Origin of the sequence: Anaeromyxobacter sp. SG64, from assembly GCF_022690745.1 — a bacterium.
Taxonomy (GTDB): Bacteria; Myxococcota; Myxococcia; order Myxococcales; family Anaeromyxobacteraceae; genus Anaeromyxobacter; species Anaeromyxobacter soli.
This window is the reverse complement of record NZ_JALCZB010000060.1, coordinates 1-26,220: the sequence shown is the minus strand read 5'-3', so window position 1 is coordinate 26,220 and position 26,220 is coordinate 1. Positions and strand designations below refer to the sequence as shown.

23 protein-coding genes, 1 tRNA gene and 1 pseudogene are annotated in these 26,220 nt (G+C 72.5%); 9 read left to right on the top strand and 16 right to left on the bottom strand.

The window, feature by feature from the left end:
* The first annotated feature begins 381 nt into the window (after positions 1–381).
* From MNZ29_RS16450 to MNZ29_RS16435, 4 genes are all read left to right on the top strand, one after another.
* On the top strand, positions 382–660 hold the full coding sequence (locus MNZ29_RS16450; protein WP_242340312.1) for a hypothetical protein: 279 nt from the start codon (positions 382–384) through the stop codon (positions 658–660).
* Positions 661–669: 9 nt separating this feature from the next.
* Positions 670–745: transfer RNA gene (locus tag MNZ29_RS16445), tRNA-Ala, on the top strand.
* A 282-nt stretch (positions 746–1,027) separates the two neighbouring features.
* Positions 1,028–2,005 carry a serine protease gene (locus tag MNZ29_RS16440; protein ID WP_242355958.1) on the top strand — a complete coding sequence of 326 codons (978 nt, stop codon included), beginning with the start codon at positions 1,028–1,030 and terminating at the stop codon, positions 2,003–2,005.
* A 68-nt stretch (positions 2,006–2,073) separates the two neighbouring features.
* Positions 2,074–2,871 (top strand): hypothetical protein, encoded by a 798-nt coding sequence (locus tag MNZ29_RS16435; protein WP_242355956.1) that lies wholly within the window; start codon positions 2,074–2,076, stop codon positions 2,869–2,871.
* On the opposite strand, the gene MNZ29_RS16430 is transcribed toward MNZ29_RS16435, so the two are convergent.
* Positions 2,868–3,317: a hypothetical protein gene (locus MNZ29_RS16430; protein ID WP_242355954.1), complete on the bottom strand. Its 450-nt coding sequence runs from the start codon at positions 3,315–3,317 to the stop codon at positions 2,868–2,870. The genes MNZ29_RS16435 and MNZ29_RS16430 overlap by 4 nt on opposite strands.
* A gap of 137 nt (positions 3,318–3,454) precedes the next feature.
* On the opposite strand from MNZ29_RS16430, the gene MNZ29_RS16425 reads away from it, so the two are divergent.
* Entirely contained in the window at positions 3,455–4,132 is a 678-nt protein-coding gene (locus MNZ29_RS16425; protein WP_242355952.1) for a hypothetical protein, read from the top strand.
* A gap of 183 nt (positions 4,133–4,315) precedes the next feature.
* Here MNZ29_RS16425 and MNZ29_RS16420 read toward each other — a convergent pair whose 3' ends face one another.
* The 4 genes from MNZ29_RS16420 to MNZ29_RS16405 form a co-directional block, all read right to left on the bottom strand.
* Positions 4,316–4,534 carry a hypothetical protein gene (locus tag MNZ29_RS16420; protein WP_242355950.1) on the bottom strand — a complete coding sequence of 73 codons (219 nt, stop codon included), beginning with the start codon at positions 4,532–4,534 and terminating at the stop codon, positions 4,316–4,318.
* A 591-nt stretch (positions 4,535–5,125) separates the two neighbouring features.
* Positions 5,126–6,370, bottom strand: a complete 1,245-nt coding sequence (locus MNZ29_RS16415) for a PLP-dependent aspartate aminotransferase family protein (RefSeq protein ID WP_242340313.1) — start codon at positions 6,368–6,370, stop codon at positions 5,126–5,128.
* 216 nt (positions 6,371–6,586) lie between these two features.
* The gene (locus MNZ29_RS16410) at positions 6,587–7,957 is read right to left on the bottom strand and encodes a glycosyltransferase family 4 protein (RefSeq protein WP_242355948.1); all 1,371 of its coding nucleotides are present in this window, start codon (positions 7,955–7,957) and stop codon (positions 6,587–6,589) included.
* Positions 7,958–7,965: 8 nt separating this feature from the next.
* Positions 7,966–9,192 (bottom strand): glycosyltransferase family 4 protein, encoded by a 1,227-nt coding sequence (locus MNZ29_RS16405; protein ID WP_242355947.1) that lies wholly within the window; start codon positions 9,190–9,192, stop codon positions 7,966–7,968.
* A gap of 113 nt (positions 9,193–9,305) precedes the next feature.
* On the opposite strand from MNZ29_RS16405, the gene MNZ29_RS16400 reads away from it, so the two are divergent.
* Positions 9,306–10,550 carry a glycosyltransferase gene (locus tag MNZ29_RS16400; protein ID WP_277957311.1) on the top strand — a complete coding sequence of 415 codons (1,245 nt, stop codon included), beginning with the start codon at positions 9,306–9,308 and terminating at the stop codon, positions 10,548–10,550.
* A gap of 39 nt (positions 10,551–10,589) precedes the next feature.
* On the opposite strand, the gene MNZ29_RS16395 is transcribed toward MNZ29_RS16400, so the two are convergent.
* On the bottom strand, positions 10,590–11,591 hold the full coding sequence (locus MNZ29_RS16395) for an NAD-dependent epimerase/dehydratase family protein (protein ID WP_242355945.1): 1,002 nt from the start codon (positions 11,589–11,591) through the stop codon (positions 10,590–10,592).
* Between the two features lie 120 nt (positions 11,592–11,711).
* Here MNZ29_RS16395 and MNZ29_RS16390 point away from each other — a divergent pair, with 120 nt between their 5' ends.
* From MNZ29_RS16390 to MNZ29_RS16380, 3 genes are all read left to right on the top strand, one after another.
* Positions 11,712–13,130 carry a pyridoxal-dependent decarboxylase gene (locus MNZ29_RS16390; RefSeq protein ID WP_242355943.1) on the top strand — a complete coding sequence of 473 codons (1,419 nt, stop codon included), beginning with the start codon at positions 11,712–11,714 and terminating at the stop codon, positions 13,128–13,130.
* Positions 13,131–13,241: 111 nt separating this feature from the next.
* Positions 13,242–14,516 carry an ATP-grasp domain-containing protein gene (locus MNZ29_RS16385; protein ID WP_242355941.1) on the top strand — a complete coding sequence of 425 codons (1,275 nt, stop codon included), beginning with the start codon at positions 13,242–13,244 and terminating at the stop codon, positions 14,514–14,516.
* Positions 14,517–14,601: 85 nt separating this feature from the next.
* Positions 14,602–15,180, top strand: coding sequence for an RNA polymerase sigma factor (locus MNZ29_RS16380; protein ID WP_242340320.1), 579 nt, complete (start codon positions 14,602–14,604; stop codon positions 15,178–15,180).
* A 33-nt stretch (positions 15,181–15,213) separates the two neighbouring features.
* Here MNZ29_RS16380 and MNZ29_RS16375 read toward each other — a convergent pair whose 3' ends face one another.
* From MNZ29_RS16375 to MNZ29_RS24600, 10 genes and pseudogenes are all read right to left on the bottom strand, one after another.
* Complete coding sequence (locus MNZ29_RS16375; protein WP_242340321.1) at positions 15,214–15,804, bottom strand: LUD domain-containing protein; 591 nt, start codon at positions 15,802–15,804, stop codon at positions 15,214–15,216.
* Positions 15,797–17,203, bottom strand: a complete 1,407-nt coding sequence (locus tag MNZ29_RS16370) for a lactate utilization protein B (RefSeq protein WP_242340322.1) — start codon at positions 17,201–17,203, stop codon at positions 15,797–15,799. The genes MNZ29_RS16375 and MNZ29_RS16370 overlap by 8 nt, the downstream gene beginning before the upstream one ends.
* A complete protein-coding gene (locus MNZ29_RS16365) occupies positions 17,200–17,943 on the bottom strand; it encodes a (Fe-S)-binding protein (RefSeq protein ID WP_242340323.1) in 744 nt (247 codons plus the stop codon). Before MNZ29_RS16365 ends, MNZ29_RS16370 begins: the two co-directional genes overlap by 4 nt.
* Before the next feature lie 49 nt (positions 17,944–17,992).
* The gene (locus MNZ29_RS16360; RefSeq protein ID WP_242355938.1) at positions 17,993–19,813 is read right to left on the bottom strand and encodes an L-lactate permease; all 1,821 of its coding nucleotides are present in this window, start codon (positions 19,811–19,813) and stop codon (positions 17,993–17,995) included.
* A gap of 115 nt (positions 19,814–19,928) precedes the next feature.
* Positions 19,929–22,841 carry an FAD-binding and (Fe-S)-binding domain-containing protein gene (locus MNZ29_RS16355; RefSeq protein WP_242355936.1) on the bottom strand — a complete coding sequence of 971 codons (2,913 nt, stop codon included), beginning with the start codon at positions 22,839–22,841 and terminating at the stop codon, positions 19,929–19,931.
* A 378-nt stretch (positions 22,842–23,219) separates the two neighbouring features.
* On the bottom strand, positions 23,220–24,593 hold the full coding sequence (locus MNZ29_RS16350; protein WP_242355934.1) for a CUAEP/CCAEP-tail radical SAM (seleno)protein: 1,374 nt from the start codon (positions 24,591–24,593) through the stop codon (positions 23,220–23,222).
* 57 nt (positions 24,594–24,650) lie between these two features.
* Entirely contained in the window at positions 24,651–24,929 is a 279-nt protein-coding gene (locus tag MNZ29_RS16345; RefSeq protein WP_242340326.1) for an oxidative damage protection protein, read from the bottom strand.
* Positions 24,930–25,107: 178 nt separating this feature from the next.
* Positions 25,108–25,314, bottom strand: a complete 207-nt coding sequence (locus tag MNZ29_RS16340) for a helix-turn-helix domain-containing protein (RefSeq protein ID WP_011985757.1) — start codon at positions 25,312–25,314, stop codon at positions 25,108–25,110.
* 272 nt (positions 25,315–25,586) lie between these two features.
* On the bottom strand, positions 25,587–25,898 hold the full coding sequence (locus MNZ29_RS24605; protein ID WP_308197067.1) for a hypothetical protein: 312 nt from the start codon (positions 25,896–25,898) through the stop codon (positions 25,587–25,589).
* Positions 25,875–26,186, bottom strand: a pseudogene (locus tag MNZ29_RS24600) (molybdopterin-binding protein); the annotation flags it as partial. The pseudogene MNZ29_RS24600 and the gene MNZ29_RS24605, both read right to left, overlap by 24 nt.
* Positions 26,187–26,220 lie beyond the last annotated feature (34 nt).

The following is a 26,220-nucleotide window of genomic DNA, read 5'->3' as shown; positions in this document are numbered from 1 at the left end:
GGGGCGGCGCGGCTCGGGGCAGGGCGTGCGCGGGGGGGCGCCGGGTCGTCTGCCCACGAGGGGGCGGGCGCGGAGAGCAGTCCGGCGACGAGCACTGCGATGAGGGAGCGCATGGGCACCTCGCCTCCCAGGGTAGCAACGGGGGTGCCACGGGGAGGCGGAGCAGCGCTCGCCGGGGGCCCGCGGATCGACGTGTTCTGGAGGGTCGCGCCGGGCGGCGCGGACGCGAGGTGACGCCGCCGCGGCACGGCGTGAATCCGGCGCCCGCACCGCCTCGGGCGGGCTCCGCGCGTCACGCGTCAAGACGTCCTTGACGCCGCCCGCGCCGTCGCGCTAATGACTGCGCTCCCTCGCGGTCACCAGGGCCGCGGGGGGCGAGAGGTGCAGCCGGTCAGGTTCTTCGAGACGCTGCGAGATCGGGTCGTCCTCCGCTCGCAGATCGGGAAGCGGAAGCTGGATCGCTCCGCTACCCGTCGAGCGCTGGACCAGGCCTCTCGGGAGCTCGGCGAGCGCTTCGCGGTGCTCGTCCGGATGGGTCGGGCGGAGGTCCCCGGCGAGCTCACGGTGTTCCTGGACGCGGTGCGACTCCTCGAGGAGAAGCTCGCGGGGCAGGAGAAGGAGATCGCGGAGCTCGAGGCCGAGTTCCCGCGACGAAAATAGAAGACCTTTGGGCCCGTGGCGCAGCTGGGAGCGCGTCTGAATGGCATTCAGAAGGTCACCGGTTCGATCCCGGTCGGGTCCACCATAAAGACGGGCGGTTAGGGAAACCTAACCGCCCGTTCTCTTTTGGGGCGATTCCGGGGAACGGCCCCCTCCTCGGGGTCGGCCAGCTGTCTCGTCCGGCCGATTTCGGCCTCGCGGCCGGCGCGTACACTGCCGGGCCGTACACTCGCCAGGCAAGGTTGTGGCGGCAAGCACCGACGGGTCGGGCCGTGTCAGGGGGTCGTGCTCTGCTCCCCGCACGGGTATGAGGACCAGCATCCTCCGAACGGTACGACGGTGCGCGATCGCGACTTCAGTCGCGACGATGCTGGCGTTTGCACCGGGCGACAAACAACCGCCCGCCGCCCCGGCTGCTGTAGTGGCGACCGCGAATGGAGACGAACCGCCGGAGCACACGATGAAGGTCGAGACGCTCGCCGAGAACCTGCTGTTTACGACCGTTCGGATCCACTGGTCATCCAAGCCGGAAGAGCTCCACACGGGAACGGGATTCTTCTACGCGTACCGGAACGGTGACGAGGCGCGCCTTTTCATCGTTACGAACCGTCATGTCGTCGACGGGGCGAAGGACACGACCATCACATTTCACACCGCCCACGATGGCTCCGTTCAGCTCGGGAAGCCTTTTGAACTCACGGTGGTGGGGGCTGACAAATATTGGTATGCGAGCAAAGACCCCAACGTCGACTTGGCGATCGGGGATGCCGGTCAGTTGTTTCAGGCGCTTCAGGTCAAGGGCGTTAAGCCGTTCTGGAAGCATGTCGACCAGAGCCTCACGCTCGATTCGAAGACGGTCGCGCAGCTCGATGCGCTGGAAGAGGTCGTGTTCGTCGGGTATCCCGCGCCCGTCTGGGACACCCACAACTTCCTGCCAGTGATTCGACGGGGGATCACAGCGACACCGGTAGCGATCGACTACCTCGGACAGAAGCAATTCCTGGTGGACGCGTCGGTGTTCCCGGGGTCGAGTGGTAGCCCGGTCTTTCTCTTCAACAAGGGAGCGTACGCAGATCGGAATGGCGGCACCACTATCGGCTCACGAATCATCTTTCTGGGCGTGATTGCGGCCGTTCATCAGCAACAAGAGGTTAATAAGTTGCAGTTCCTCCCGTTGCCGACCGGGCAAGTGCCAGCGGTTGTTTCGAACAGACTGATCAATCTGGGAATTGTGTTTAGGGCCTCGACAGTCGTAGATCTGATCGAGGAGTGTTTGGTGTCGCAAGGCGTGAAGCTCGTCGCTCCAACGGAACAGTCGCTGCGTGCTGCGACCGTTGCGAAGTGAGGCGTCGCGGGCCAGCCAGTATGACGAACGCGAAGTGGACGCCGGTTAGCCCAGCGACAGGTGGGCGCATGCCGGAGGGTGCTCCGGTCGAGGGCGTTCCCGATTGGCTCGCGCACATTCTTTGGTCGTGGTTTCTGGATCACGCTCTACCGCTACGCGGCGGCGATTACCTGCCCTCAGCGTTGGACGATCTTGCGTTGCGTCTACAAGTGGATCTGGGGCCGCGCGACAACGTCGATATGCGTATCCAGTGGTTGCAGTCGAGGACGTGGTCCGATCGCGACCTTCTTCTCAAGGCCCTGGACTGGGCGCTCGGTATCCGGCGGGTAGATTCGAGAAAACTCGCATCTATTCTCGAGACGGCCGGGTCCGCCTGGACAGTAGCGCCTGACCAGTGTGGCCTGAGTCGCCGAGTTCTTCCCGAGGCGCACGCTGTCGCTGCAAACGTCGTCGAAAGTGGCACGAACGCCGGTACCCTCATCTCTCAAGCGTGGCGACTCATTTACGGTCGCGATCCCAACCCGACTGCTGGGTTCGACAAGACTGTTCGAGCAGTGGAAGCAGTCGCGTGCCCCATTATCGTTCCGAAGGACAAGAATGCGACGCTCGGGCGAGCGATCGGAATCCTCAAGAACCGACCGACTGGGAAATTCGCGTCGGTGTTCCGAAACGCTAGAGACACCGACCCACTTGATGCCGTCGTCCAGCTCATGCAACTGGTCTGGACGAACAATTACGCCCGTCACGCGAGCGATCGAAGCGTTCCTATCGACGTTTCACAGTCAGAGGCGGAGGCCGCACTACATGCGGCGGTGACGCTCGTCGAGTGGTTCCAGCGTCGGTTCGTCGGAGTCGAACCTCTCTAGGTTCGCACGACCGGCAGTGCGCCCAGGGACCAACTGCGAACGCCAGAGCCGTTCCAGACCGGGACGAACATGACGGGCCACTCGCTCGGGTCGAGCCCGGGCAATTTGTGGTCGAGAGCGCTCTGGAGCGGTTCGGCGGGGTCCGTCAGCCCGATGGGCGCGCCCTTGAACCGGCCTTGCTGGTACATCCATACGGTGTGCCGGACACGTGAGTCGATGGAGCCGCGTTCGACCGGCGGGTCCTGCGTGTAGGGCGGGAGATGGGCGATGGCTTGCTGTTCTGGTAGCCACAGGGGCAGGTGAGAAGGGGCGAACGCCGGGCCAGGAGGCGACGACATCGGCTGGGGCAGGAAGACCGCCCAAGGTCCGTTGTCGATGGTGTCCTTGCCGAGCGGCGCCTTGTACGGGGTGGACGAGTCCTTAATGGCCTCGTCAAACTCCTTCATCCCCGAGCGCCGGGTGGACGACATCCCCCTGGGCGATGATGGCGGGACGAGGTGCCTTGATGAGCAGCCCCCTGAGAACGCTTCGCCGCAGAAGGAGTCGAGGGCGCGTCGTGCTGCACGACGATGGTCGGTTTCAGGTGTCCATCGACACGAAGGTGACCGCCGTCGCCACCGTCGAGGAGGACAGCAGACTCCCGCTGTGGCTGCTCGCGAACGCGAAGGCGGCTGCGACGCACAACTGTGTCCTGCCCGATGCTGCGGAGTGGGAGGGCTTCGTGGCGCTCACCGCTGTGTGCACGGCAGCGGAGGCCATCGTCAACCGCCTCCTGGAACCGCTCGTCACGACTGCGGAGTGGGACGGTTCAGGCAAGAAGTCGTTGGAGCGGAAGAGCGTCGTCGAGAAGTGGATCAAGCTCTCGACCCTGTTGAGAACGACACCCCCATTCAACGCGGGTAGTGAACCGATCCAGTCGTTCGCGAAAGTGGTGGAGGCGCGTAACTCCCTCGTCCACTTTAAGCACGGCAAGAATGTCCGCGTGTTCGAGTCCGAGATGAAGTTCCGCCTCGGCCACCGGATCCCTTCGCCGGAAGAGGTCGCGAAGCGGCCGCCACGCAAGATCTTGCAGGAAGGCGTGGTCGAGCCGACACTCGCGCCCACAAACGGCCCCACCTACTTCGCAGCGTTCGAGCGCGTACTGCTTCCGATTCTAGAGCGATGCGCAGGGACTCCCTTGAACGACGTCGCGAATCGTATCAGGCGGTCTCTCGAACTCGCCGACTCCGCGATCCAGGAGAGGCGAAACCCGATTCCGTGAGCGGCGGTAGGGGTGGTGCGACGCTGGTCACCCCGCAATGGTGAAGTGCCCCGCCCAACCAAAATCGGCTGTGTAGTGTAGTCGACCTGCCGCGCCGGGATGTGTTCTCGGGAACAGAGTTCTCGATGCTCAGATGAATCGTGCTCCGACGACCACGCCGCGAAGTGCTCCAGTGATATCCACTTAGTCGTAAGGCCGCTCGGTGCCGTCGCCACTCACCAGCAGCCGGTACTCGGCTTCGTCCTCCCAGTCCTGCAGCGTCGTGAAGTAGTGCGGGCTCGGGTCTTCGCGGAAGTAGGCCGACGTGCGCAGATGCGCCCTTCGCCAAGAGAGCGCCCATGTCGAGGCTGTGGTCGACTCTGTCAATGCACTCGACGTTTCTTCCGACCACGTGGCGCTCATGCGTACGTAGCACCGCTGCGTTGTTCTCCAGCGCGAGGGAATCGAGACAGAGGCAGATCCGTCGGTGGCGCTCGGCGTACTGCGCCCACATCCGTGGAGCTGCCATCCTGCTGACCGGCGAGTGTCACGCTGAAGCAAGCGATGCGGGAGCGGAGGGAGTGCTCGCGCCGCGAAGAGTGCATCTTGTGAACGACGACGTGAGCGTAGCGACATCTCCGAACCGTCATGGTGCTGGTTTACCGTGATGCAGATTCACTAACGCGTGACGGGCGCACCGAGCAGCGCGAGCGTCTCGAGAGGCGGAAGCTGCTGGGCTCGCGCTCGCGGCCCGTCCTGCCGGGTGGCGATCGGCTTCGCCGCTGCGAGCGACGTGCTACGGTCGAGCGAGCAGGACCTCGGCGGTTCCAGTCGCGATGGACGAGGCGGGCGCGCTTTCCGCCGGAAGAGGCGCCCCGTGGCGGCCTCGTCGTCGTCGCGGTCGATCACGAACCGGCGCCGGTGGGTGCGCCGGAGCTGTGACGGGATGGCTTTACCCACCTTGGTACACGGACCGTCAGGCTGCCTGACGGCCCGTCGCTTTTCCCGCGTCGCTCAGGCCAGCTCGAGCGCTTGCGCCAGGTCGTCCACGAGGTCGGCCGGATCCTCCAGCCCCACCGAGAGGCGGATCATGGCGGGGCCGAAGCCGGCCTGGAGCTTCTGCTCCGGCGTCATGTCGGCGTGCGTCATCGACCAGGGATGCTCGATGAGCGTCTCGATCCCTCCGAGGCTCACCGCCAGTCGCATGTGCCGGACGGCGTCGAGCACGCGGTAGGCCTCGGCCTCGCCGCCGTGGACGTCGAAGCTGACCACGCTGCCGGCGCCGCTGCACTGCTGCTTCCAGAGCGCCACCTGGCGCGCGCCCATCTCCTCGAGGCCCGGGTAGTAGACCCGCTTCACCTGGGCGTGGCCCCGCAGCAGCTCCACCAGCCGCCGGGTGTTGGCCTGCTGCTGCTCCATGCGCAGCTGGAGCGTGCCGAGCGAGCGGGTGATGAGCCAGGCGGTGTCCGGATCGGACATCGATCCCATGATGGTCCGCGTGGCCCGCACGGCGTTGATGACGTCGGCGCTCCCCATGGCCAGGCCGGCCACGAGATCCGAGTGGCCGCCGAAGAACTTGGTGGCCGAGTAGAGCACCACGTCGGCGCCCAGCCCGAGCGGCTGCGAGAAGATCGGCCCGAGGAACGTGTTGTCGATGAGCACCTTCACCTTCCGTCCGCCCGTGGAGCAGCGGTCCGCCACGCGCCGCGCCGCGGGCACGTCGCAGAGCTCCATGGTCGGGTTGGCGGGCGACTCGAGGTAGATGACCCGGGTGCTCGGGTGAGACTCCGCCACCGCCGCCAGCTCGGCCTCGGTCGCGCCGGCCGGGAACGGTACGGTCCGGATGCCGAACTCCGGGAGCAGCTTGCGGAAGAGGTACTCCGTGCCGCCGTAGATCGGGTCGGAGAAGAGGAGGGTGTCTCCGGGGCGGAGCAGCGTGAGGCAGGTCGAGGAGATGGCTCCCATCCCCGAGGAGAAGAGCGCGGCCGACTCGGCGCCGTCCCACGCCGTGACCCGGTCCTCGAGGATCTCGCTGTTGGGGTTGTTGACCCGCGTGTAGATGAGCGCCGGGCTCTCCCCCTGCTCCCGCTGGCGCAGGCCGTAGGCGAGCTCGAAGGCTCGCTTGCCCTCGACCGCCTTCTTGAAGATGAACGTCGAGGTGCGGAAGAGCGGCGGCACCGCGGCGCCCTCGGAGCGCTGCGGCTCGTAGCCCTTCTCGAAGATCAGCGTCTGCGGCGACGGCGAGCGGCGTGCGGGCATGGTCGGGTTCTCCCGGGCGGGCATCCTCCGATGGGCTGCCCCGCCGCGATAGAGCCCCGTTACGGGCCGTGGAGGCGCACGCGTGGTCGAGCGCCCTCGCTCCCGCGGGCTCGTCCCTGGCGGGCGCAGGCGTGCCGGAAAGGCGGCTCTGGCCGAGCCGGTGCCGGCCCTTCCCACGACGCCGCGCGGCATCCCCGCGCCGCAGCGCGCCACGCCCTAGGCGCCGGGCGTGACGGTGCGCGGGGCGCCCGCTTCCGCCCGGACGGCGGGACGGGCGAGGGAGATCGGCTCGTTCGGCTCGGCGGGACGCGGGACGGTCTTCCTCGGCCGCCGCGCCGCGGCGCCCCCGACGAACGGCGCGAACAGGCGGAGGAGCCGCTCGCCGTTCCGCGCGAGCGTGAACTCGCGGAGCACCGCGCGGCGCCCGGCGAGCCCCAGCTTGCGCGCGAGGGTCGGGTCCCCGATGAGCCGCTCGATCGCGTCCGCGAGCGCCGCGGCGTCGCCCGGCTCGACCACGAGGCCCGTCTTCCCGTCGCGGACGAGCTCGGGGATGCCGGAGACCCGCGTCGAGACGACGGGGCAGCCGGCGGCCATCGCCTCCATGAGCGCCACCGGGATCCCGTCCATCATCCCGGCCGCGGTGACGACGCTCGGGTGCACGAGCACGTCCGCCGAGGCGAGGAGCGCGCGCACCTGGTCCTGCGGCTGCCCGCCGAGGAGCTCGACCTCCCCGAGCTTCAGCGCCGCGATCTGCCTCTCGAGGGCGGCGCGCTCGGGCCCGTCGCCGACGAGGACGCAGCGGAAGGCGACGCGGCGCTCGCGCAGGAGCGCGCAGGCGTCCACGAGGTGCCGGTGGCCCTTGTAGTCGCGCAGGCCCGCGACGCAGGCGATGACGGCCGGCCCCCGGCGCGCGGGCTGCGCGCGCGGCTGGAAGCGGGCCGGATCGACGCCGCAGCGCACGATGGAGGTCTTGGCGGCGGCCTCCTCGCCGTACAGCTCGCGCAGGAGCGCGCGGTTGTACTCGGAGATCGTGACGACGAAGCGCGCCTCCCGGACCTTCTCCTCCAGCATCGCGCGGTCGAGGTAGAGGTCGTGCGCGTGGGCGGTGAAGCTGTAGCCCGTCCGGGTGAGCTCCTTCACGACGAGCGCCGCGAGCGCGGGGTGCGTCGCCCAGTGGGCGTGCACGTGCGCGTAATCGCCCGCCTCGACCTCCCGCGCGATGAACGCCGCGCGCGGCACGACCACGAGGGCGCGGGCGAGGAAGCCCGGCGAGCGCAGGTTGCCGCGGATCGCGCGCGCCCAGGCGCGCAGGTAGGCGCGGGGCTTCCGGCGCAGCCAGTGGAGCTGCGCCGCCGCGACCTCACGCGAGAGGCCGCGGTGGTAGCGCGTGTGCGCGAGCATCTCGTCCGCGCCGGGGTGCATGGGCCCGGGCGCGGCGCCGAGGAGCGGGTAGACGTCGATCTCGAGCCCCCGGCGGCGGAGCTCGAGCATCTCGTGCAGGATGAAGGTCTCGGTCGGCGCCGGGAACCAGGACATCAGGTACGCGACGCGCCCGCGGCGCCGCGGCTTCGGCTCGGTGTGGGGCATCCGCTCTCTCATCCCCCGGCGGCGGCCGGATCCCGGCGGAGCCGCGAGTAGACCTCCAGGAAGACCTCCGCGACGTGGTCGAGCCCGTAGCGGGCGGCGACCTCCTCGCGGGCGGCGCGCGCGCGCTCCTGCGCTGCCGGATCGCGGAGCGCCTCCACGAGCGCGTCCGCGAGCGCCCCGGGACGCTCCGGCGGCACGAGCCGCCCGGTCACCCCGTCGCGCAGCACCTCCGCGGACCCGCCCACCGCGGTGGCCACGACCGGAACGGCGCACGCCATCGCCTCGAGGAGCGCGACCGGCATCCCCTCCGTGCGCGAGGGCAGCACCGCCGCGTCGGCGGCGCGGAGGAAAGGCGCGACGTCGGCGACAGGGCCCGGGAGCGCGAGCGAGGTCTCCACCCCCTCGCGCCGCGCGAGCTCCTCGAGGCGCGCGCGCTCGGCGCCGTCGCCCAGCATCCAGAGCCGCGCCTCGGGCAGCCGCGCGACGACCCGCGGCCACGCCCGGGCGAGCACGTCCACGCCCTTCTCCGGGGAGAGCCGGCCGGCGTACACGACGAGCGGTCCAGCGGGGAGCCCGAGCGCGCGGCGCAGCGCGGCGCGCTCCTCCGCCGCGGCGGGCCGGAAGCGCTCGAGGTCCACGCCGTTCGGGATCGAGAGGATGCGCTCGGGCGGCACGCCGGCCGCGCGGAGCTCCGCGTGGATCGGGCCGCTGATCGCCACGAAGGCGTCGGCGCGCGCGACGGTCGCGCGGAGCCGCAGCCGGCCGAGCGCGGTCGCGGAGAGGACGCCCACGTCGCCGATGGCCCCGCACGCGTGGGGGTTCAGGAGGATGGGCGTACCGGTGAGCGCCGAGAGGAGGAGCGCGGCGGAGGAGGGCGAGAGGAGCTGGTGCGCGTGGACGACGTCGACGCGCGGCCGCAGCGAGGCGACGCAGCGCGCCGCGGCGGCCACGTAGGCCAGGGTCGCGAGCGGCCCCGGCGCTCCCGGAGGCGCCCCGACGCGGTGGACGTGCAGGCGGCCCTCCACGGCGTGCGCCGGGCAACCGGGCGAGCGCCGCGTGACGACGTGGACCTCGGCGCCCCTCGCGGCGAGCGCCCGCGCGAGGGAGAAGGTGTGGCTCTGGATACCGCCGACGGACGGAGGGTAAAGGCTCGTCAGGATCGCGACGCGCGGCGCTGCGGTCGCGCTCGACGGGGCCTCCCCCTCCAGGGATGCGTAGACTTCTCCACGGAGCATGTGTCTGCCGACATGAACGCTCGGCTGCTGACGCCGCGAAAGGAAGGACCATCTTCGGGAAGGGCAGGCCGTGGATCGCGTGCCGAGAATTCATCCGTGAGGGGGGACCGCCGTTGCGAATCGCTGAGATCATCAACTCGTTCGACATCGGCGGCGGCGAGGTGCAGCTGCTCGAGCTGGTGCGGGGCCTCATGAAGAGGCATCGCCTCTCGGTGCACGCCCTCGAGCTCCGCGGACCGCTCCTCCCGGGAGTGCAGGGGCTCGGCCTCACGCCGGAGGGGCATCCGCTCGGCGGCTCGCTCGCGAGCCGCAGGGCCCTCCGGGCGGTCGGAGAGCTCGCGCGGGCGTTCCGGCGTGACGGGGTGCAGGTCGTCCACGCCCACGACTTCTACTCGGCGTTCGTCGCGGTGCCCGCGGCGCGGCTCGCCGGCGCGGGCGTGATCGTCGGCCGGCTCGACCTGGGCCACCTCCAGAGCCCCGCGCAGCGCGCGGTCCTCGCGGGGCTGTCGCACGCGGCCGACGCGGTGATCGTGAACTGCGGCGCGATCTTCGACCTCGTGATCGGCGACGAGCGCGTGCCGCCCGACCGCGTCTCGCTCGTCCGGAACGGGATCGACCTCGACGCGTTCGACGCGGCGCGCGCCGCGCGGCTCGCGCTGCCCTTGCCGGACGTGCGCGGCCGCCCGGTCGCCGTGATCGTCGCGAACATGCGCCACGAGGTGAAGCGGCAGGAGGACTTCCTCGAGGCGCTCGCCATCGCGCGCCGCGAGCGCCCGGACCTGGCCGCGTTCCTCGTGGGCGAGGGCGACCGCGTGGACGGGCTCATGACGCTCGCGTCGCGGCTCGGGCTCGACGGTCACGCCTTCTTCCTCGGCCGGCGCCCCGACGTCCCGGCCGTGCTCGCCCGCGCGACCCTCGGCGTCCTGTCGTCCGCGCAGGAGGGGCTCTCGAACGCGGTGATCGAGGGGATGGCGGCGGGGCTGCCGATGGTGGTCACCGACGCCGGCGGGAACGCGGAGCTCGTCCGGCACGGCGAGCGGGGGCTCGTGGTGCCGGTGGGTGCGCCCGCGGCGCTCGCGGCGTCGATGCTGCAGGTGCTCGCGGAGCCCGCCCGTGCCAGGGCGTTCGGCGAGGCGGGGCGGCGGTTCGTGGAGGAGGCGCTGTCCGTGGAGCGGATGGTGGCCGAGCACGAGCGGCTCTACCGGCGCGTCGCGGCCGAGCGGCCCGGCCTGGCGCGCTCCGTCGCGCGCGCGGGCGGCGGCGCGCGTCAGGTCGCGACGGGCGGCCTGGGAATCCTGCGGCACCGCGCCGTGACGCGCGCGCAGGCCGGCGAGCGCTCCGCGGGCCAGGCCGGCTGACGCCGCCCGACCCTCCCGCGAGGGGCGGACTCGAGCGCTTCAGGCGGTGGGGCCGACGCCGGGCGCGGCCAGCGCTCTCTCCACGTCGCGCCGCGAGTAGCCCTCGGGCCTGTCCGACGGCGGGTGGGAGAGGAAGCTCGCCACGATCTTCCCGAGGTAGATCTCGAGCGGCTCGTGGCGGAAGCCGAGCTCGTTCCAGGCGCGGCTCGGGTCGACGAACGACATCCAGCGGCCGCTGAAGGGCGAGACCCGCAGCGGGTCGAGGCCGGCGGCCCGGATCCGCTCCGACGGGATCGCGACCACGTCCGCGGCGCTGCCGAGGTGGTGGCGGAGGAGCGCCATGAGCTCGGCGAGCGTGGGCGTCTCCTGCTGCGCCACGTTGTAGGCCTTCCCGAAGGTCTCCTTGCGGCCGAGGAGCTCCACGAGGAAGCGCGCCACCTCGCCGCCGTAGACGTGGCGGACGCGGTGCTCGCCGCCGTCGGGCAGGATGACCGGGCCGCCGTCCACGAGCCGCCACAGGTACGACTCCATCCGGCGGTGGTAGTCGCGCTCGCCGTTCACCATCGGGATGCGCACGCGCGTCGCGGGGAACCCGCTCGCCGCGACGAGCGCGTCCTCGCAGGCGCGCTTGCCGAGGCCGTAGTCCCAGTCGGCGAGGTCGGCCGGGTCCGCCGGGCGCGCCATCACCGGCCCGTCGTAGTCCTCCTCGCGCGCGGGCGCGGGCGCCCCCTCGCGCACGAGGTAGACCTGGCCCGTCGAGACCATGACGTAGTGGCCGCAGTCGCGCAACAGCTCCGTCGCGCGCCGGCCGTCCTCGCCGGTGAACGCGGCGAGATCCACGACCGCGTCGAAGCGGCGGCCCTGGAGGAGGCGGCCGAGATCGCGCGAGGTGCGGTCCGCGACGATCCGGTCCACGCGCCCGCCGAACGGATCCGCCAGGCGGCCGCGGTTGAGGAGGGTGACCTGATGGCCCGCCGCGAGGAGGCGGAAGCCGAGGAGCCAGCCGACGAACCGGTTGCCGCCGATGACGAGGACGTCCACGCTTCAGTCCCTCCGCGCCCGTACCTGCCCCCGCCCGCGGGCTCGCGTCAAGGAAACTGCGCGTCCGAGGAGCGCCCCCGGCCGTCGCGGAGGCGCCCGCGATCGGGCAGACTCGGGGTCATGACCCCCGAAGAGTTCCGCACGCTCGGCCACGCGCTCGTCGACTGGGTCGCCGACTACCGCGAACGGCTGCCGTCCCTGCCCGTCATGAGCCCCGTCGCGCCCGGCGCCATCCGCGCGCGCTTCCCGGCGGAGCCGCCCGCGGAAGGTGGCCGGCTGGCCGAGGCGATCGCCGCGCTCGACGACGCCATCCTCCCCGGCATCACTCACTGGAATCACCCCGCCTTCTTCGCCTACTTCCCCTCGAACACGAGCCTCGCCTCCGTCCTCGGCGATCTCGTCGCGGCCGGCCTCGGCGCGCAGGGGATGAGCTGGCAGACCTCTCCCGCCGCGACCGAGGTGGAGGAGGTCGTGATGGGCTGGATCCGCCGGATGATCGGGCTCCCTCCCGAGCTCGTCGGCGTCGTGCAGGACACCGCCTCCACCTCCACGCTCACGGCGCTCCTCTGCGCCCGGGAGCGGGCGAGCGGCTTCTCGCAGAACGGGGCGGGCCTCCAGGCCGGAGCGGCGCCGCTCGTCGTCTACGCCTCGGACCAGGCGCACAGCTCGATCGAGAAGGCGGCGCTGCTCGCCGGCTTCGGCAAGGCGCACCTGCGGCTCGTCGGGACGGACGACGCGCACGCGCTCCGGCTCGATCTCCTCGAGCGCGCCATCGCGGAGGACCTCGCGAGGGGGCACAGGCCGTGCGCCCTCGTGGCCGCGACCGGCACGACGGCCACGACCGCGCTCGACCCGGTGGCCGGGATGGCCGACCTCGCCGCGCGCCACGGGATGTGGCTGCACGTGGACGCCGCGCTCGCGGGCACGGCGATGGTGCTGCCGGAGTGCCGCTGGATGTGGGCGGGCGTGGAGCGCGCGGACTCGATCGTGTTCAACCCGCACAAGTGGATGGGGATCGGCTTCGACTTCAGCGCCTACTTCGTGCGCGACCCGCAGCACCTCGTGCGCGTCATGAGCACGAACCCGTCGTACCTCCGGACCGCGCACGACGCGGTGGTGAACAACTTCCGCGACTGGGGCATCCCGCTCGGCCGCCGGTTCCGCGCGCTCAAGGGCTGGTTCCACCTCGTGGACGAGGGCGTCATCGCGATGCAGGCCCGCATCCGCCGCGACCTCGCGAACGCGCAGTGGCTGAAGGAGCAGGTGGACGCCACGACCGGCTGGGAGCGGCTCGCGCCCGTGCCGCTCCAGACCCTGTGCCTGCGCCACGTCCCCGGAGGCGCCCTGGACGAGCGGGCGCTCGCCGAGCACAACCTGGGGATCGCGCGGCGGGTGAACGACGGTGGCCGCGCGTACGTGACGCCGAGCGTGCTCAAGGGAAAGCAGATGATCCGCGTGTCGATCGGGGCGACCGGCACGGAGCGCGCGGACGTCGAGCGGGTGTGGGCGGAGCTGCAGGAGGCGGCGGGGAGGCGCTGAGGGCGAGCCGACCGGCGGCAGCGAGGGCCGAGCGCAAACTCGACCCCGACCCCGACCCCGACCACCTCTCCCGGTTGCCCGCCGCCCCGCTCCGTCGCATAACTCCGCGCGATGAAGACCCCCGCGGGCGAGCTCCTCCTCCTGGTGCCCACCACGAGCTACCGGCTCGACGACTTCCAGGCCGCCGCGCGCCGGCTGGGCGTGCCGCTCGTCGTCGGAAGCGATCTGTGCCACCGGATCGAGGACGCCTTCGGCGCCCAGCCGGATCTCATCCCGCTCGATTACCGCCGGCCGGAGCGGGCGGCCGAGCAGATCGTCGAGGCGGCGGCGCGGCGGCCGATCCGCGGGATCGTGCCGGCGAGCGATCCCACCGCCGTCATCGCCGCGCTGGCGGCGGAGCGGCTCGGGCTGCCCCACAACCCGCCGGAGGCCGCGCGGCGGGCGGCGAACAAGCACGCGATGCGAGCGGCGCTCAGGGCGGCGGGCGTGCCCGTGCCGGAGTTCGCCCTGCACGACCTCGACGGCGACCCGGAGGCGGCGGCGCGGTCGAGCCCGTACCCGTGCGTCCTGAAGCCGCTCATCTTCTCGGCGAGTCGCGGGGTCATCCGCGCCGACGATCCGGCGGGGTTCGTGGCGGCCTGGCGGCGGATCGCACGGCTCCTGCGCGACACGAAGGCGGAGCGGCGCCCGCGCGGCGAGGACGAGGCCCACGAGGTGCTCGTGGAGGCGTTCGTCCCCGGCGCGGAGGTCGCGCTCGAGGGGCTCCTGCGCGGCGGGACGCTCGAGGGGCTCGCGCTCTTCGACAAGCCGGATCCGCTCGACGGCCCGTACTTCGAGGAGACCCTCTACGTCACGCCGTCGCGTCACCCGGCTGCCCTACAGCGCGAGGTGGAGCGGGTCGTCGCGGACGGAGCGCGGGCGCTCGGGCTCCGCGAGGGCCCGGTGCACGCGGAGCTGCGGCTCTCCCCGGCCGGCCCGGTGGTCCTCGAGATCGCGGCGCGCTCGATCGGCGGGCTCTGCTCGCGCACGCTCCGCTTCGGGGCCGGGCTGACGCTCGAGGAGGTCCTCGTCGCCCACGCGGTGGGGCTGCCGCTCCAGTCGATCCGGCGAGAGCAGCGCGCCTCGGGCGTGATGATGATCCCCATCCCCCGGCGCGGGATCCTCCACGCCGTGCGCGGCCTGGAGGCGGCGAGGGCGGTGCCGGACGTCGTCGACCTCGTCGTGACGGCCGAGGTGGGGCGCGAGGTGGTGCCGTTGCCCGAGGGCGAGGCGTACCTGGGCTTCCTCTTCGCCAAGGCCGAGTCGCCGGCCGCGGTGGAGGCCGCGCTGCGCGAGGGGCATCGCCGGCTGGAGCTCGACATCCGCGCGCCCCTGCCGACCGTCTGAGCGCCCGGCGGTCCGTGCGCCCCGACGGGGCGCCGGGGACATCACGGATTCCTCTGCACGGCAGCCATCATATCCTCGACGGTGCGTGGGACCCGGGGGACGGCTCGAGCAGAGGACGCGGGAACTGCTCGCCGCGGACGACGTGCGGGGCGCCGCCACCGAGGTCCTGCGCGAGCTGGGGCCGCACGTCCTGCGCTATCTCCGCTCGATCATCCGGGACGAGGACGACGCGCGCGACGCGTTCTCGGTGTTCGCCGAGGACCTCTGGCGCGGGCTCCCGGAGTTTCGCTTCGAGGCCCCCCTGCGAAGCTGGTGTTACCGGGTGGCCTGGCACGCCGCCCTCCGCGTCCGGAACGACAGCTACCGGCGGCACGGCCGGCGGCTCGAGACGGGGGAGGCCTCGGCGCTCGCCGCCGAGCTCCACACGACGGAGCCCCGCCTCGAGGGACAGCTCCGCTCGCTCGAGGCGCTCCGCGAGGCGCTCTCCCCCGAGGAGCAGTCGCTCCTCGTGCTGCGGGTGGATCAGCAGCTCCCGTGGGAGGAGGTGTCTCTCGTGCAGCTGGGAGACGCCGACCCGAGGAGCGTCGCGACGCTCCGGAAGAAGTTCGAGCGGCTGAAGGAGCGGCTCGCGCGGCTCGCGCGGGCGCGGGGCCTCATCGACTGACGACGACCACCGGCCGACGACGACTACCCCGCCTCAGCCGACGACGAACACGGTGCAGGAGCGGGCGCCGTGCGCGCCGATGACGAGCGCCTGCTCGATGTCGGCGGTCTTCGACGGGCCGGCGATGAAGAGGCCGTAGCCGCGCGGCAGCGCCGCCACCCGCGCGCAGGCCTCGTGCATGTCGTTCACGATCTCCGCCGCGGGGACGACGAGCGCGAGGTGCTGCGTCACCACGAACACGGCGCGGTCGTGGAGCGACGCGCCGGACACCCACACCGCGCCGTTCTCGGCCACCCCGAAGACGCCCGGCAGCACCGCCAGGTCGATGCCCTCGAGCTCGTGGGGATCGCCGAGCGCGTCGAGCGCCACGTTCCCCGGACCGGCGTCCGTCACTGCCGAGGCGACGCGCTTCGCGCCGAGCCGCTCCGCGAGCGCCGCCACCTCCGCGGCGAGCGCCGCGCCGGTCGCGACCCGCACCGCGGCGCCGGCGACGGCGACGACCGCGGCCTCGAACTGCGCGCGCCGGTCGGCGAAGGGGGCGGCGAGGCCCCCCGTCTCCGCGCGCTCCGCCGGCGGCGGCGCCGCCGCGCGCAGCCTCTGCAGGATCTCTTCCCGGCTAGACACGCGGCCTCCGCTCCTTCCGGTAGAGCTCCCGGAAGCTCTGCGCCGGCATCGGCGGCAGCTCGCGCTGTCGTCCCCAGACGTTCCAGCGGGCGTAGAGGACGCCGCGCGGCAGGTGTCGCCCGAGGAAGCGCGCCACCGCGCCGGCGACGAGGTAGGCCAGCTTCGTGCGCAGCACGAACGCGGCGAGCCGCATGCCGAGCCGCTTCGAGGCGGGCTGTGCGCCGCGCTCGGCGAGATCGCGGCGGCTCCCGAGGATCTGCTCGTGGAGCGGGATCTTCACCGGGCACACGTCGTCGCACGAGCCGCAGAGGCTGGAGGCGAAGGGGAGCGACGCATGGGCGTCGCCGCCGCGCGCGCTCGCGAGGACGATCCCGATGGGCCCGGGGATCGTGTACGTGTAGCTGTAGCCACCGCTCCGCCGGTACACGGGGCAGGTGTTCATGCACGCGGCGCAGCGGATGCAGTGGAGCGCGCGGCGGTACTGCTCCCTGGCGAGGAGCGCGCTCCGCCCGTTGTCGACGACCACGACGTGCAGCTCGCCGCCGCGCATCGGGCCGAGGAAATGGGTGGTGTAGGTGGTGCAGGGCTGACCGGTCGCGGACCGCGCGAGGAGCCGCAGGAACACGGCCAGGTCCTCGAGCCGCGGGATGACCTTCTCCACGCCCATGCACGCGATGTGGAGGGGCGGGAGCGAGGTGCCCATGTCGGCGTTGCCCTCGTTCGTGCAGACGACGATCCCGCCCGTCTCGGCCACCGCGAAGTTCACGCCGGTGAGCCCCGCCTGCGCCGCCATGAACCGCTGGCGCAGGTGGCCGCGGGCGGCCTCGGTGAGGCGGGTCGGGTCGGCGAGCCCCGCGGGCGTGCCGATCTTCTCGTGGAACAGCTCCCCGATCTCCTCCTTCTTCTTGTGGATCGCCGGCATCACGATGTGCGACGGCGGCTCCTTCGCGAGCTGCACGATGCGCTCGCCGAGATCCGTGTCCGTCACCTCGATCCCGCGGGCCTCGAGGTACGGGTTCAGGTGGCACTCCTCGGTGAGCATCGACTTCGACTTCACGAGGCGGGTCACGCCGCGCTCGGCGAGGAGGCGGTGGACGATCGCGTTGTGCTCGTCGGCGTCGCGCGCCCAGTGGACGACCGCGCCCGCCGCCGTGGCGTTCCGCTCGAACTCCTCGAGGTAGTCGGCGAGCCTCGACTGGGTGTGCGCCTTGATGCGCGAGGCCACCTCGCGGAGCCGCTCCCACTCGGGCACGGCCGACGCGGCGCGGTCGCGCTTCGCCCGCACGAACCAGACCGCCTGGTCGTGCCAGTGGACGTGGGGCTCGTCCCGCAGGAAGGCGGCCGCGCGCTGCGCGTGGTCGGCCCCGCCCGACCGGAGCACCGGGAGCGAGTCGCTCATGGCATGGCCTCCGCGAGGACCTCGGCGACGTGCCTGAACGCGAGGGGCGCCTTCGCCCGCCGCGCGAGGCCATCCATGTGCATCAGGCAGGACACGTCGGTGCCGGTGACGATCTCGGCGCCCGCCCTCACGTGGTCGGCGATCCGGTCGCGCCCCATCATGCAGGAGACCGCCTCCTCGACGACCGCGAACGTGCCCCCGAACCCGCAGCACTCGTCGGCGCGCGTGAGCGGCACGAGCTCGATGCCCTCGAGCGAGGAGAGGAGGCTCGCGACCTTGCTGTAGCGCGCCTCCATCAGCTCGCTGGCGCTGCCGAGCCGGAGCTCACGCAGGCCGTGGCAGCTCTGGTGCAGCCCGACCTTGCGCGGGTAGCGGCCGGCGATACGCCCGAGCCCGAGCACGTCGGTGATGAACTCGCAGAGCTCGTAGGTCGCGCGCTTCACGGCCTCGAGCCCGGGCGCGCCGGGGACGAGCGCGTCGTAGTGGTTTCGCACCATCGACGCGCAGCTCCCGGACGGGCAGACGACGTGCTCGAACCCGCCGAACACCTCGAGGAAGCGGCGCGCGAGCGGCGCCGCGTCGGCGGCGAAGCCGGCGTTCGCCATGGGCTGGCCGCAGCAGGTCTGCTCCTCGGGGTAGACGACGTCCACCCCGAGCTTCTCGAGCACGCGCACCGTGGCGAGCCCGACCTGCGGGTAGAGCTGGTCGACGTAGCAGGGGATGAAGAGGGCGACCTTCACGTGGCCTCGGGCGGAGGGGCGGCGGGCGACGCCCCTCGGCGGTGGGGGGTCACTTCGGCGGCGGCACCGGGATGACCCCGGGGAAGACGTAGGCCTGCAGCATCGCGATGATCCCGATGAACGCGGCGAGCGCGATCGAGTGCCACCAGACGGTGCGGAAGATCGGGCCGAGCGCGTGCGTCCGCTCCTTCGGGCTCTCGTAGCAGGCGGCGCACGCGACCATGATCGACTGCGCGTCGATCATCTTGCCCATCACGCCGCCCGTCGAGTTCGTCGCCACGATGAGGATCTCGTTCAGCTTCAGCTGCTGGGCGGTGATGCGCTGGAGGCTCCCGAAGAGCGCGTTCGAGGCGGTGTCCGAGCCGGTCAGGAAGACGCCGAGCCAGCCGAGGTAGGCGGCGAAGAACGGGTACATGAAGCCCGCCTTCGTGAACGCGAGCCCGAGGACCGCGTCGGTGCCCGAGTAGCGCGTGAGGTAGCCGAGCCCGAGCACCTGCCCGATGACGAGGACCGGGATCTTCATGCGGTGGAGGGTCCGGCTCGTGGCGTCCTTCCACTGGGCCGCGGTCATGCGGAGCGCGAGGCCGGAGAGGATGGCGGCGACGAACACGCCGGTGCCCGCGGCCGAGAGCCAGTTGATGGTGAACCGCGCGGCCTCGGGCTTGGCGTTCGGCAGGGCGACGGGGGGCATGCGCTGCACGAGGTTGTGGAGCGCGGGCATGTCCCAGCCCGGGAGCGAGAGCGTGCCGCTGAACTTGGACCCGAGGAGCGTCGTCGAGAACTTCGCGTCGGCGAGGAGGTTGTTGAGGAACGCCTTGAACGACGGCATGCCCCAGAGCGCGCACGCGGCGATGAGGATCGCCCACGGCAGCCACGCGTAGACGGTCTGACGGACCGTGTAGGGGTACTCCCACGAGTGGTCGGTCGTGTCGCGGCCGGCCGCCCCGACGCTCGCCGCGGCGGCGCGGGCGCGCGCCTCGCGCTCGGAGCGCAGGAGGAAGCGCGTCTTCGGGTGCCACACGAAGCGCAGGAAGAGCGCGGTGCAGACGACGGAGAAGACGCCGGAGACGACGTCGGTCATGAGGTGGAACGAGTTCGTGCCGGAGGCGAAGTACTGCATGATCGCGAACGAGGCGCCGGAGACGAGCGTCGCCGGCCAGACCTCGAAGGCCTCCTTCCACGTGCCGCCCTCCATCTTGACGAAGGTGACGACGAGCCAGAACGGGACGAGCAGCGACGCGAAGGGGAGCTGGTGGCCGGCCATCGCCGAGAGCGTCACCTGATCGAGGCCGCTCACCGCCGCGAGCGTGACGATCGGCGTGCCGATCGCGCCCCACGCCACGGGGGCGGTGTTCGCGAGGAGGTTCAGCACCGCGGACTGGAAGGGCGAGAAGCCGAGGCCGACCATGACGGCGCCCGCGATCGCGACCGGGGTGCCGAAGCCGGAGGTGCCCTCGATGATCGCGCCGAAGGAGAAGGCGATGAGGAGCACCTGGAGGCGGCGGTCGAACGAGATGTGGATGATCGACTCCTTCACGATCTCGAACTTCCCGGTGATCACGGTCATCGTGTAGAGGAACATCGCCGCGAGCACGATCCAGATGATCCCGAGGAAGCCCGAGAGCGACCCGTACGCGAACGCGGAGACGGCCGAGGTCACCGGCATGCCGAACGGGAGGCAGGCGACGAGGAAGGCCGCGATGACGCCGTAGAGCGCGGCGTACGGCGCCGCGATGCCGAGGTGGCGCCGCCCGAGCTCGTCGCGGTGCGGGTGGAGCGCGATGAAGTACAGCAGGGTCAGGATGGGGATCGCCGCCACGAGCGTGGAGAGGAAGGCGTTCCCCAGCGGATTGTAGTTCTGGTGGTACATGCGGTTCCCTCCCGCGCGATGACTGCCTGGTGGGTGCAGACGAGGGCTGCTTGCAGCTCCGGGACGATCGAGGTGGCCGCCGCGAGGCCGCCGGGCGGCGTGGTGGAGGACGGGGTCACGAGGGCGTCTCCTCCGACGGCGCGGCGGCGGTGCCGAGGCGCCCGCGCGCCTCCGGGAGTCGGGCCGCGGACGGCGTGGACGCGCAGCGGTCGACGAGCACGGCGAGTGACCGGTAGGGGACGCCGGCGTGCGCGGAGAGGCCGATCTCGCAGGTGCGCGAGGACGAGTACCCGGCCCGGCACTCCGGGGGCAGCGCGGCGGGCAGCGCCGCGAGCGCGGACGCGTTCAGCTCCGGATGCGTGAAGCCGCGATCTCCCGCGAAGCCGCAGCACCCCACGCCGGCGGGGACCACCACCCGCTCCGCGCACGCGGCGGCGACACGGCGGTAGGTCTCCGAGAGCCCCGCCTTGATCGCGCTGCACGTGACGTGGAGCGCGACGGGCCCGGGCTCGCGCGCGAGCGAGAGGCGGGGGAGGAGGAAGCGATCGATGAACTCGACCGGGTCGAAGATGGCGAGCGATCCGGCGACGAGGTGCTTCATCCGGTAGGCGCAGGGGCTCGTGTCGAAGAGGATCGGGAGCTCGCCGCCCTCGCTCGCGGCCAGGAGCGCCGCCTCGAGCTCGCGGCCCTTCCGCTCCGCCTGGGCGGGGAAGCCCTTCGACTCGAAGGGCATGCCGCAGCAGAGGTCCTCCATCCGGTCCGGGAAGACCACGTCGCAGCGGGCCTTGGCGAGGAGCGAGGAGAGCGCGGCGTAGACCGGCGGGGCCTCGTCGCCGCGCGCGGGCCCCATGGTCCGGGCGACGCAGCTCGGGAAGTAGACGACGCGGAGGTCGGCGCCGGTCGCGGTGGGGGCGAGGCGCGGCCGGACGGGCCGCGGCATCGCGGTGCTCCAGAGCGGGAGCCTCCGCAGGCTCGCCCGCCGCGCCCCGCGCGCGAGGGCGCTCATCGCGGTGGTCCCGAGCACCGCGTGCGCCGCGTTCGCGACGCCGAGCGCCGCGCGCGCGACCGAGCCCACCACCGCGAAGTGCTCCGCGGCCGCGGTCGCCGCCGCGCCGTCCTCGGCGTGCCGCTGCGCCCGGAGCCACTTCGTGTGCGCGCCGGTGTCGATCGCGACGGGGCAGGCGGTGGCGCACAGGCCGTCGGTCGCGCAGGTCTCCTCGCCCATGTAGGCGTAGTCCGCCTCGAGGCGCCGCAGCCGCTCGGGGTCCTCGGCGGTGACGCGCAGCCGCGCGATCTCGCGCTGGACCACGATGCGCTGCCGCGGCGTCGTCGTGAGCTCGCGCGACGGGCAGCGCGGCTCGCAGAACCCGCACTCGATGCAGCGGTCGATGATCGGGTGCGCGCGCGGCAGCGGCTTCAGCGCCTTCAGGTGGGCGCCCGGGTCGCCGTTGATGATCACGCCGGGGTTGAGGAGCGTCCCGGGGTCGAAGAGGGCCTTCACGCGCCGCATGAGCCCGTACGCCTTCGCGCCCCACTCGAGCTCGACGTACGGCGCGATGTTGCGGCCCGTCCCGTGCTCCGCCTTCAGCGAGCCGTCGTACTTCCTCGCGACCATCTGGCAGACGTCGTCCATGAAGCGCGCGTAGCGCGTCACCTCCTCGACGTCCCCGAAGTCGGGCGTGAAGACGAAGTGCAGGTTCCCGTCGAGGGCATGCCCGAAGATGATCGCGTCCCCGTAGCCGTGCTCCCCGAGCAGCCGCCGCAGGTCGAGCGTGCCCTCCGCCATGCGCGCGATCGGGAACGCCACGTCCTCGATCACGACGGTCGTGCCGACGCGCCGCGCCGCGCCGACCGCGGGGAAGAGGCCGCGCCGCACGTCCCAGAGCCGCTCGTACTCCGCCTTCACCGGCGTGAACCTCACCGGGTAGAGCGCCGGGACGGGCGCCATCCGCAGCTGGCACGCGGCGATCTGCTCCTCGAGCGCGGCGGCGGAGCCGGCGCGCGTCTCGATGAGCAGGGCGGCGGCGCCCTCCACGAGGCCGCGCAGCTCGGGCGGCATCCCCGGCTTCCCCTCCACGGCGCGCAGGGACGCGCGATCCATGAGCTCGACGGCAGCGACCGGGCCGCCGGCGAGGAGCTGGGTAGCGCGGGCGGCCTCGCCGATGTCGGGGAAGAAGGCGAGCGCGCTGGCCTTGTGCGGCTGCTCCTCGACCGTGCGGTAGGTGATCTCGGCGATGAAGGCGAGCGTCCCCTCCGAGCCGACGAGGAGGTGCAGCAGGATGTCGATCGGATCCTCGAAGTCCACGAACGCGTTGAGCGCGTAGCCGGTCGTGTTCTTGATGCGGAACTTCTCGGCGATGCGCGCGCGGAGCGCGGGGTCGGCGCGGATCTCGTCGCGGATCTCCGCGAGGCCGCGCACGAGCTCGGGGCGGGCGCTGGCGAGCCGCGCGCGCGACTCGGGGTCGGCGGTGTCGAGGGCGGTCCCGTCCGCCAGGACCACCTTCATGCTCTCCACGGTGCGGTAGGTGTTCTGGGCCGTCCCGCAGCACATGCCGGAGGAGTTGTTCGCGGCGATGCCGCCCACCATGCACGCGCCGATCGAGGCGGGGTCGGGGCCGAGCTTTCGCCCGTACGGCGCGAGCGCGAGGTTCACGTCGGCGCCGATGACGCCGGGCTCGCAGACGACGCGCGCGCCCCCGTCCAGCACGGAGAGGCCGCGGAAGCCCCCCGCGACGAGCGCGAGCACGGAGTCGGAGATGGACTGGCCCGAGAGGCTCGTGCCCGCCGCGCGGAAGGTCACGGGCAGCCCGAGCGCGCCGGTCTCGGAGAGGAGGCGGGCGACCTCGTCGGCGGACCGGAGCTGCACGACGAGCTTCGGGATGAGCCGATAGAAGCTCGCGTCCGTGCCGAACGCGAGACAACGGAGCGGATCGGCGATGATCCGATCGCCGGGGAGGTGCGCGGCGAGGATGTCGTGGAGCCGCCGGTACGGCCCGGGCAACGTGCGGATGTCCTTGCGCTCGGCCATGAGTCTCGAGACTCCAGCACCTCCGGTTCGCCCCGCCTCGCGGCAAGTGGGCGACCGGCGCTCCGCGTCGTGCGTCCGGTCGTACGCACGGGTTGATCGGTATGCCAAGAAATGGCGACCCCGTGCGCGGTCCGGACGGGGCCGCAGGAGCGCCGCGCCGCGTCACGCGCGCGCCGCCGCGCGTCACGGAGACGCGCCCGGAACGGGATCCTCCGCCCCAGGCGGGCGGGTGGGCCCCAGGCGGCAGGGCTCGAGCCCGCCTGCTCCCGCGTCGGTGTCAGGGGAGGCGCGACTCCCGGGCGAGGAGCTCGGCGGGTGCGCCGCCGCGGTGGGAGAGGGTCACTCGAGCGGAGCCAACTGCCCCGCGGTGGGCTCTGCTCAACAGAACCAGGACTCGGTGAGGCGCGGCACCCGCCGCTGGTCCGGGGCGAGCACGCGGACGTGGCCATGGGGCCGCCCGGCCGTGGCGAGCGCGAGCGCCTTCACCCGGGCGACCGTCGCGAGGGGCGGCTCGCCCGAGGTCGACCCGGCCGCCACCTCCGCCGCCACCCGCGCCTGCAGCGAGTCCATGCGCGGGTCGGGGTGGCGCCAGCGCCAGGTGAGCCCCGCGGCGTCGAGCCCGTCGAACGGGATGCTGGGCTCGCCCTCGAGCAGCGAGCCCGGCGGGACGAGCAGCCGGATCGAGAGCTGGACGGGGTCGAGGTTCTGCATCCACCCGCGCGCCTCGAGGAGGTCGAGGAGCTCCAGGTAGTCGTCGAGCGTCGCCCAGGGGGTGAACGGGAGGAGCGAGGGGCGCAGGGGCACGCCCGACGCGGCCGCGAGCTCGAACGCGGCGAGCGCGTCGGCCCGGGTGTGGCCCTTCGCGAGCCTGGCGAGGACCTCGTCGGAGAACGACTCGACCGCGGAGGTCACGAACAGCGCCCCGTGCCCGGCGAGCTCGCGGAGCGCGGCCGGCGCGCCGAGGAGGTGCTCGACCTTGGCGGTGAAGTCGAACGTGAGCGCCGGGAAGCGGGCGTGGATCGCGCGCGCGACGCGGAGCGCGTGCGCGGGGCCGTTCAGGAAGTCCGGATCGCCGAAGGTGACGTGCTCCACGCCCTGCGCGACCTGGCGGGCGACGTCCTCCACGACCGCCTCGACGGGGACCGCGAAGAAGCGCCCGTCGTAGACGGCCGGGAGCGGGCAGTGCCGGCAGCGGTGCTTGCAGCCGCGGCTCGCCTCCGTGTAGCCGGCGAGGCGGAGCGCGCCGTCGGCCCCTGCGAGCCGCGCGTAGCGCTCGGGCGGCGGGAGCCCCTCGCGGCTCGGGACGGGGTAGTCGAGCCGGCGCCGGAGCGCCGCCGCGCCGCCGCGCTCCACGAACCGGTCGAGCGGCGCGCCCTGCTCGATCGCGCGCGCGAGCAAGACGAGCTCCTCGTCGGACTCCCCGCCGAGCACCGCCGCCGCGCCGGCGGCGACGAGCAGGTCGGCGTTGAGGGGCGCGTAGACCCCGTGGAAGCAGAGGACGGCGCCGGGGGCGAGGGCGCGGATCCGCGCCGCGGCCTTGAGGCCGAGCACGAGCGCGGTGTGCATCGGGACCGACAGCGCCACGAGCCGCGCGCGCCGCACGCGGGCGGGGTCGAGGGGCTCGACCGCGAGGTCGAGCGCCGCGGGCGCGAAGCCGGCGCGCTCCAGGAACGCCTTGGGGAGGGCCACGCCGTGCGGCGCGTGCCCGAGCTCGTAGGTGGAGACGAGCAGGATGTCGCCGGGAGAGCGCACGCGGTGCACCCGTGACCGAGCCGCCGGAACGGCCCGGACGCGTCGAGACGATCCGCGCTAGCCCTTCGAGCGGGGCGGGCGGTAGTCGGGCGGGAGCTGCGCGCCCTCGCTGAAGAAGAACTGCTCCGCCTGCTGGTACAGGATCTCGCTCGTCCGCGGATCGGCGGGCGAGAGCCGGTACTCGTTCATGATCATCTTGAAGTGCTCGAGCCAGAGCTTCCAGGCGTCCTGCGAGATCGAGTCGTAGATCCGCTGCCCGAGCTCGTTCGGGAAGGGCTTGAAGGTGAGCCCCGGCAGCTCCTTGCCGAGCTTCTTGCACATCACCATGCGAGCCATTCCGTCTCCTTGCCCCGAGGGTTCGTAAGAGGCGAGGAACATAAGCGATCTCCCGGCGGGATGCACGCCTGCACGCCAGGGTGAGGGCGGGCGCCGCCGTCGCGGCGCCCCCATGCGCCGCGGCCCCGGCGAGCGCACGTCGGGCGCTCGGTCGGGGCCGCGAACGGGGCACGGAGGTTCAGGAGAGGAGGGACGTCGGCGAGACCGCCAGCGCCTTCGCGAGCGACTCCAGCGTGTCGAGCGGCGGCGTGCGCTGCCCGCGCTCGAGCATCGAGATGTACGAGACCGAGAGGCCCGCCTTGGCGGCGAGGGCTTCCTGGGAGAGCTTGCGGCGGAGCCGCTCGCTCTTGAGGTTCACTGCGAACTTGTCTGCGAGACCTGGCATCTGATTGCGACTCCTGCGAGCTGCCCCCCGAGGTGAGTTGCGGAATCCGCAAGGCAACTTTGCGCGTTCCGCACCGAGAGCAATACCACCATGGGCGCGGGGTGGCCAGAGATGACGTCGAGAGGAACTGTCCCCCGTCCGCGCGACCCGGGGAAGAAAGTCGAAGCCCGGCGCGTGGCGCAGTCAGCGGTCGCGCGGAGCGCGGGGTGAGGCGCTTCGCGACGCTCCGCGCGCCCTGCGCTCGCGGCTTCGCACCGAGTGAAGCTCCCCCATCATGGCTCGGGGGGAGCCTGTAGGAGCACGGTCTCGACCTCGGCGCCGCGGGCCAGCCGCGAGCGCCCGGCAGGCAGCACCACCAGTGCATCGTGGCCCGCGACCGAGGTGAGGTGGCCGGAGAGCTGGGTGCGGAGCGGCTCGACGACGAGGCCGCCTGCGCGCCGCCGGACCCGAGCGCGCAGGTACACCGTGAGCTGGGCCGGCTTCTCCTGCGCGGCGGCGAGGCGGGCCCTGACGGTGGTCCGGCCGCTCCCGGGGAGGCCGGCGAGGGCGCGGAGCGCGGGCCGCGCGAACAGCTCGAACGTCACGAGCGCGCTCGCCGGGTTGCCCGGCAGCCCGAACACCGCCGTGCGATTCCACAGCCCGAAGGTGAACGGCTTCCCCGGCCGCATCGCGACCTTCCAGAAGTCGAGCCGGGCCCCGGCGCGCTCGAGCGCGGCGCGGACGAGGTCGCGCGCGCCGACCGAGACCCCGCCCGTCGTGACGAGCGCGTCGAGCCCGCGCGCCGAGCGGAGGGCGCGGGCGAGCGCGTCCGGCGCGTCGCCGGCGATCGGGAGCAGCAGCGGATCGCCGCCCGCCTCGCGCACCGCCGCCGCGAGGGCGGGGCCTTTCTACTCGTGGATCTGCCCG

Excerpts from the sequence above, each read along its gene's own strand:
- MNZ29_RS16440 (WP_242355958.1), top strand. The coding sequence starts at position 1,028 with ATGCTGGCGTTTGCACCGGGCGACAAACAACCGCCCGCCGCCCCGGCT.
- MNZ29_RS16435 (WP_242355956.1), top strand. The coding sequence starts at position 2,074 with ATGCCGGAGGGTGCTCCGGTCGAGGGCGTTCCCGATTGGCTCGCGCAC.
- MNZ29_RS16430 (WP_242355954.1), bottom strand. The coding sequence starts at position 3,317 with ATGAAGGAGTTTGACGAGGCCATTAAGGACTCGTCCACCCCGTACAAG.
- MNZ29_RS16420 (WP_242355950.1), bottom strand. The coding sequence starts at position 4,534 with ATGAGCGCCACGTGGTCGGAAGAAACGTCGAGTGCATTGACAGAGTCG.
- MNZ29_RS16415 (WP_242340313.1), bottom strand. The coding sequence starts at position 6,370 with ATGCCCGCACGCCGCTCGCCGTCGCCGCAGACGCTGATCTTCGAGAAG.
- MNZ29_RS16410 (WP_242355948.1), bottom strand. The coding sequence starts at position 7,957 with ATGCCCCACACCGAGCCGAAGCCGCGGCGCCGCGGGCGCGTCGCGTAC.
- MNZ29_RS16405 (WP_242355947.1), bottom strand. The coding sequence starts at position 9,192 with ATGCTCCGTGGAGAAGTCTACGCATCCCTGGAGGGGGAGGCCCCGTCG.
- MNZ29_RS16390 (WP_242355943.1), top strand. The coding sequence starts at position 11,712 with ATGACCCCCGAAGAGTTCCGCACGCTCGGCCACGCGCTCGTCGACTGG.
- MNZ29_RS16385 (WP_242355941.1), top strand. The coding sequence starts at position 13,242 with ATGAAGACCCCCGCGGGCGAGCTCCTCCTCCTGGTGCCCACCACGAGC.
- MNZ29_RS16370 (WP_242340322.1), bottom strand. The coding sequence starts at position 17,203 with ATGAGCGACTCGCTCCCGGTGCTCCGGTCGGGCGGGGCCGACCACGCG.
- MNZ29_RS16360 (WP_242355938.1), bottom strand. The coding sequence starts at position 19,813 with ATGTACCACCAGAACTACAATCCGCTGGGGAACGCCTTCCTCTCCACG.
- MNZ29_RS16355 (WP_242355936.1), bottom strand. The coding sequence starts at position 22,841 with ATGGCCGAGCGCAAGGACATCCGCACGTTGCCCGGGCCGTACCGGCGG.
- MNZ29_RS16345 (WP_242340326.1), bottom strand. The coding sequence starts at position 24,929 with ATGGCTCGCATGGTGATGTGCAAGAAGCTCGGCAAGGAGCTGCCGGGG.
- MNZ29_RS16340 (WP_011985757.1), bottom strand. The coding sequence starts at position 25,314 with ATGCCAGGTCTCGCAGACAAGTTCGCAGTGAACCTCAAGAGCGAGCGG.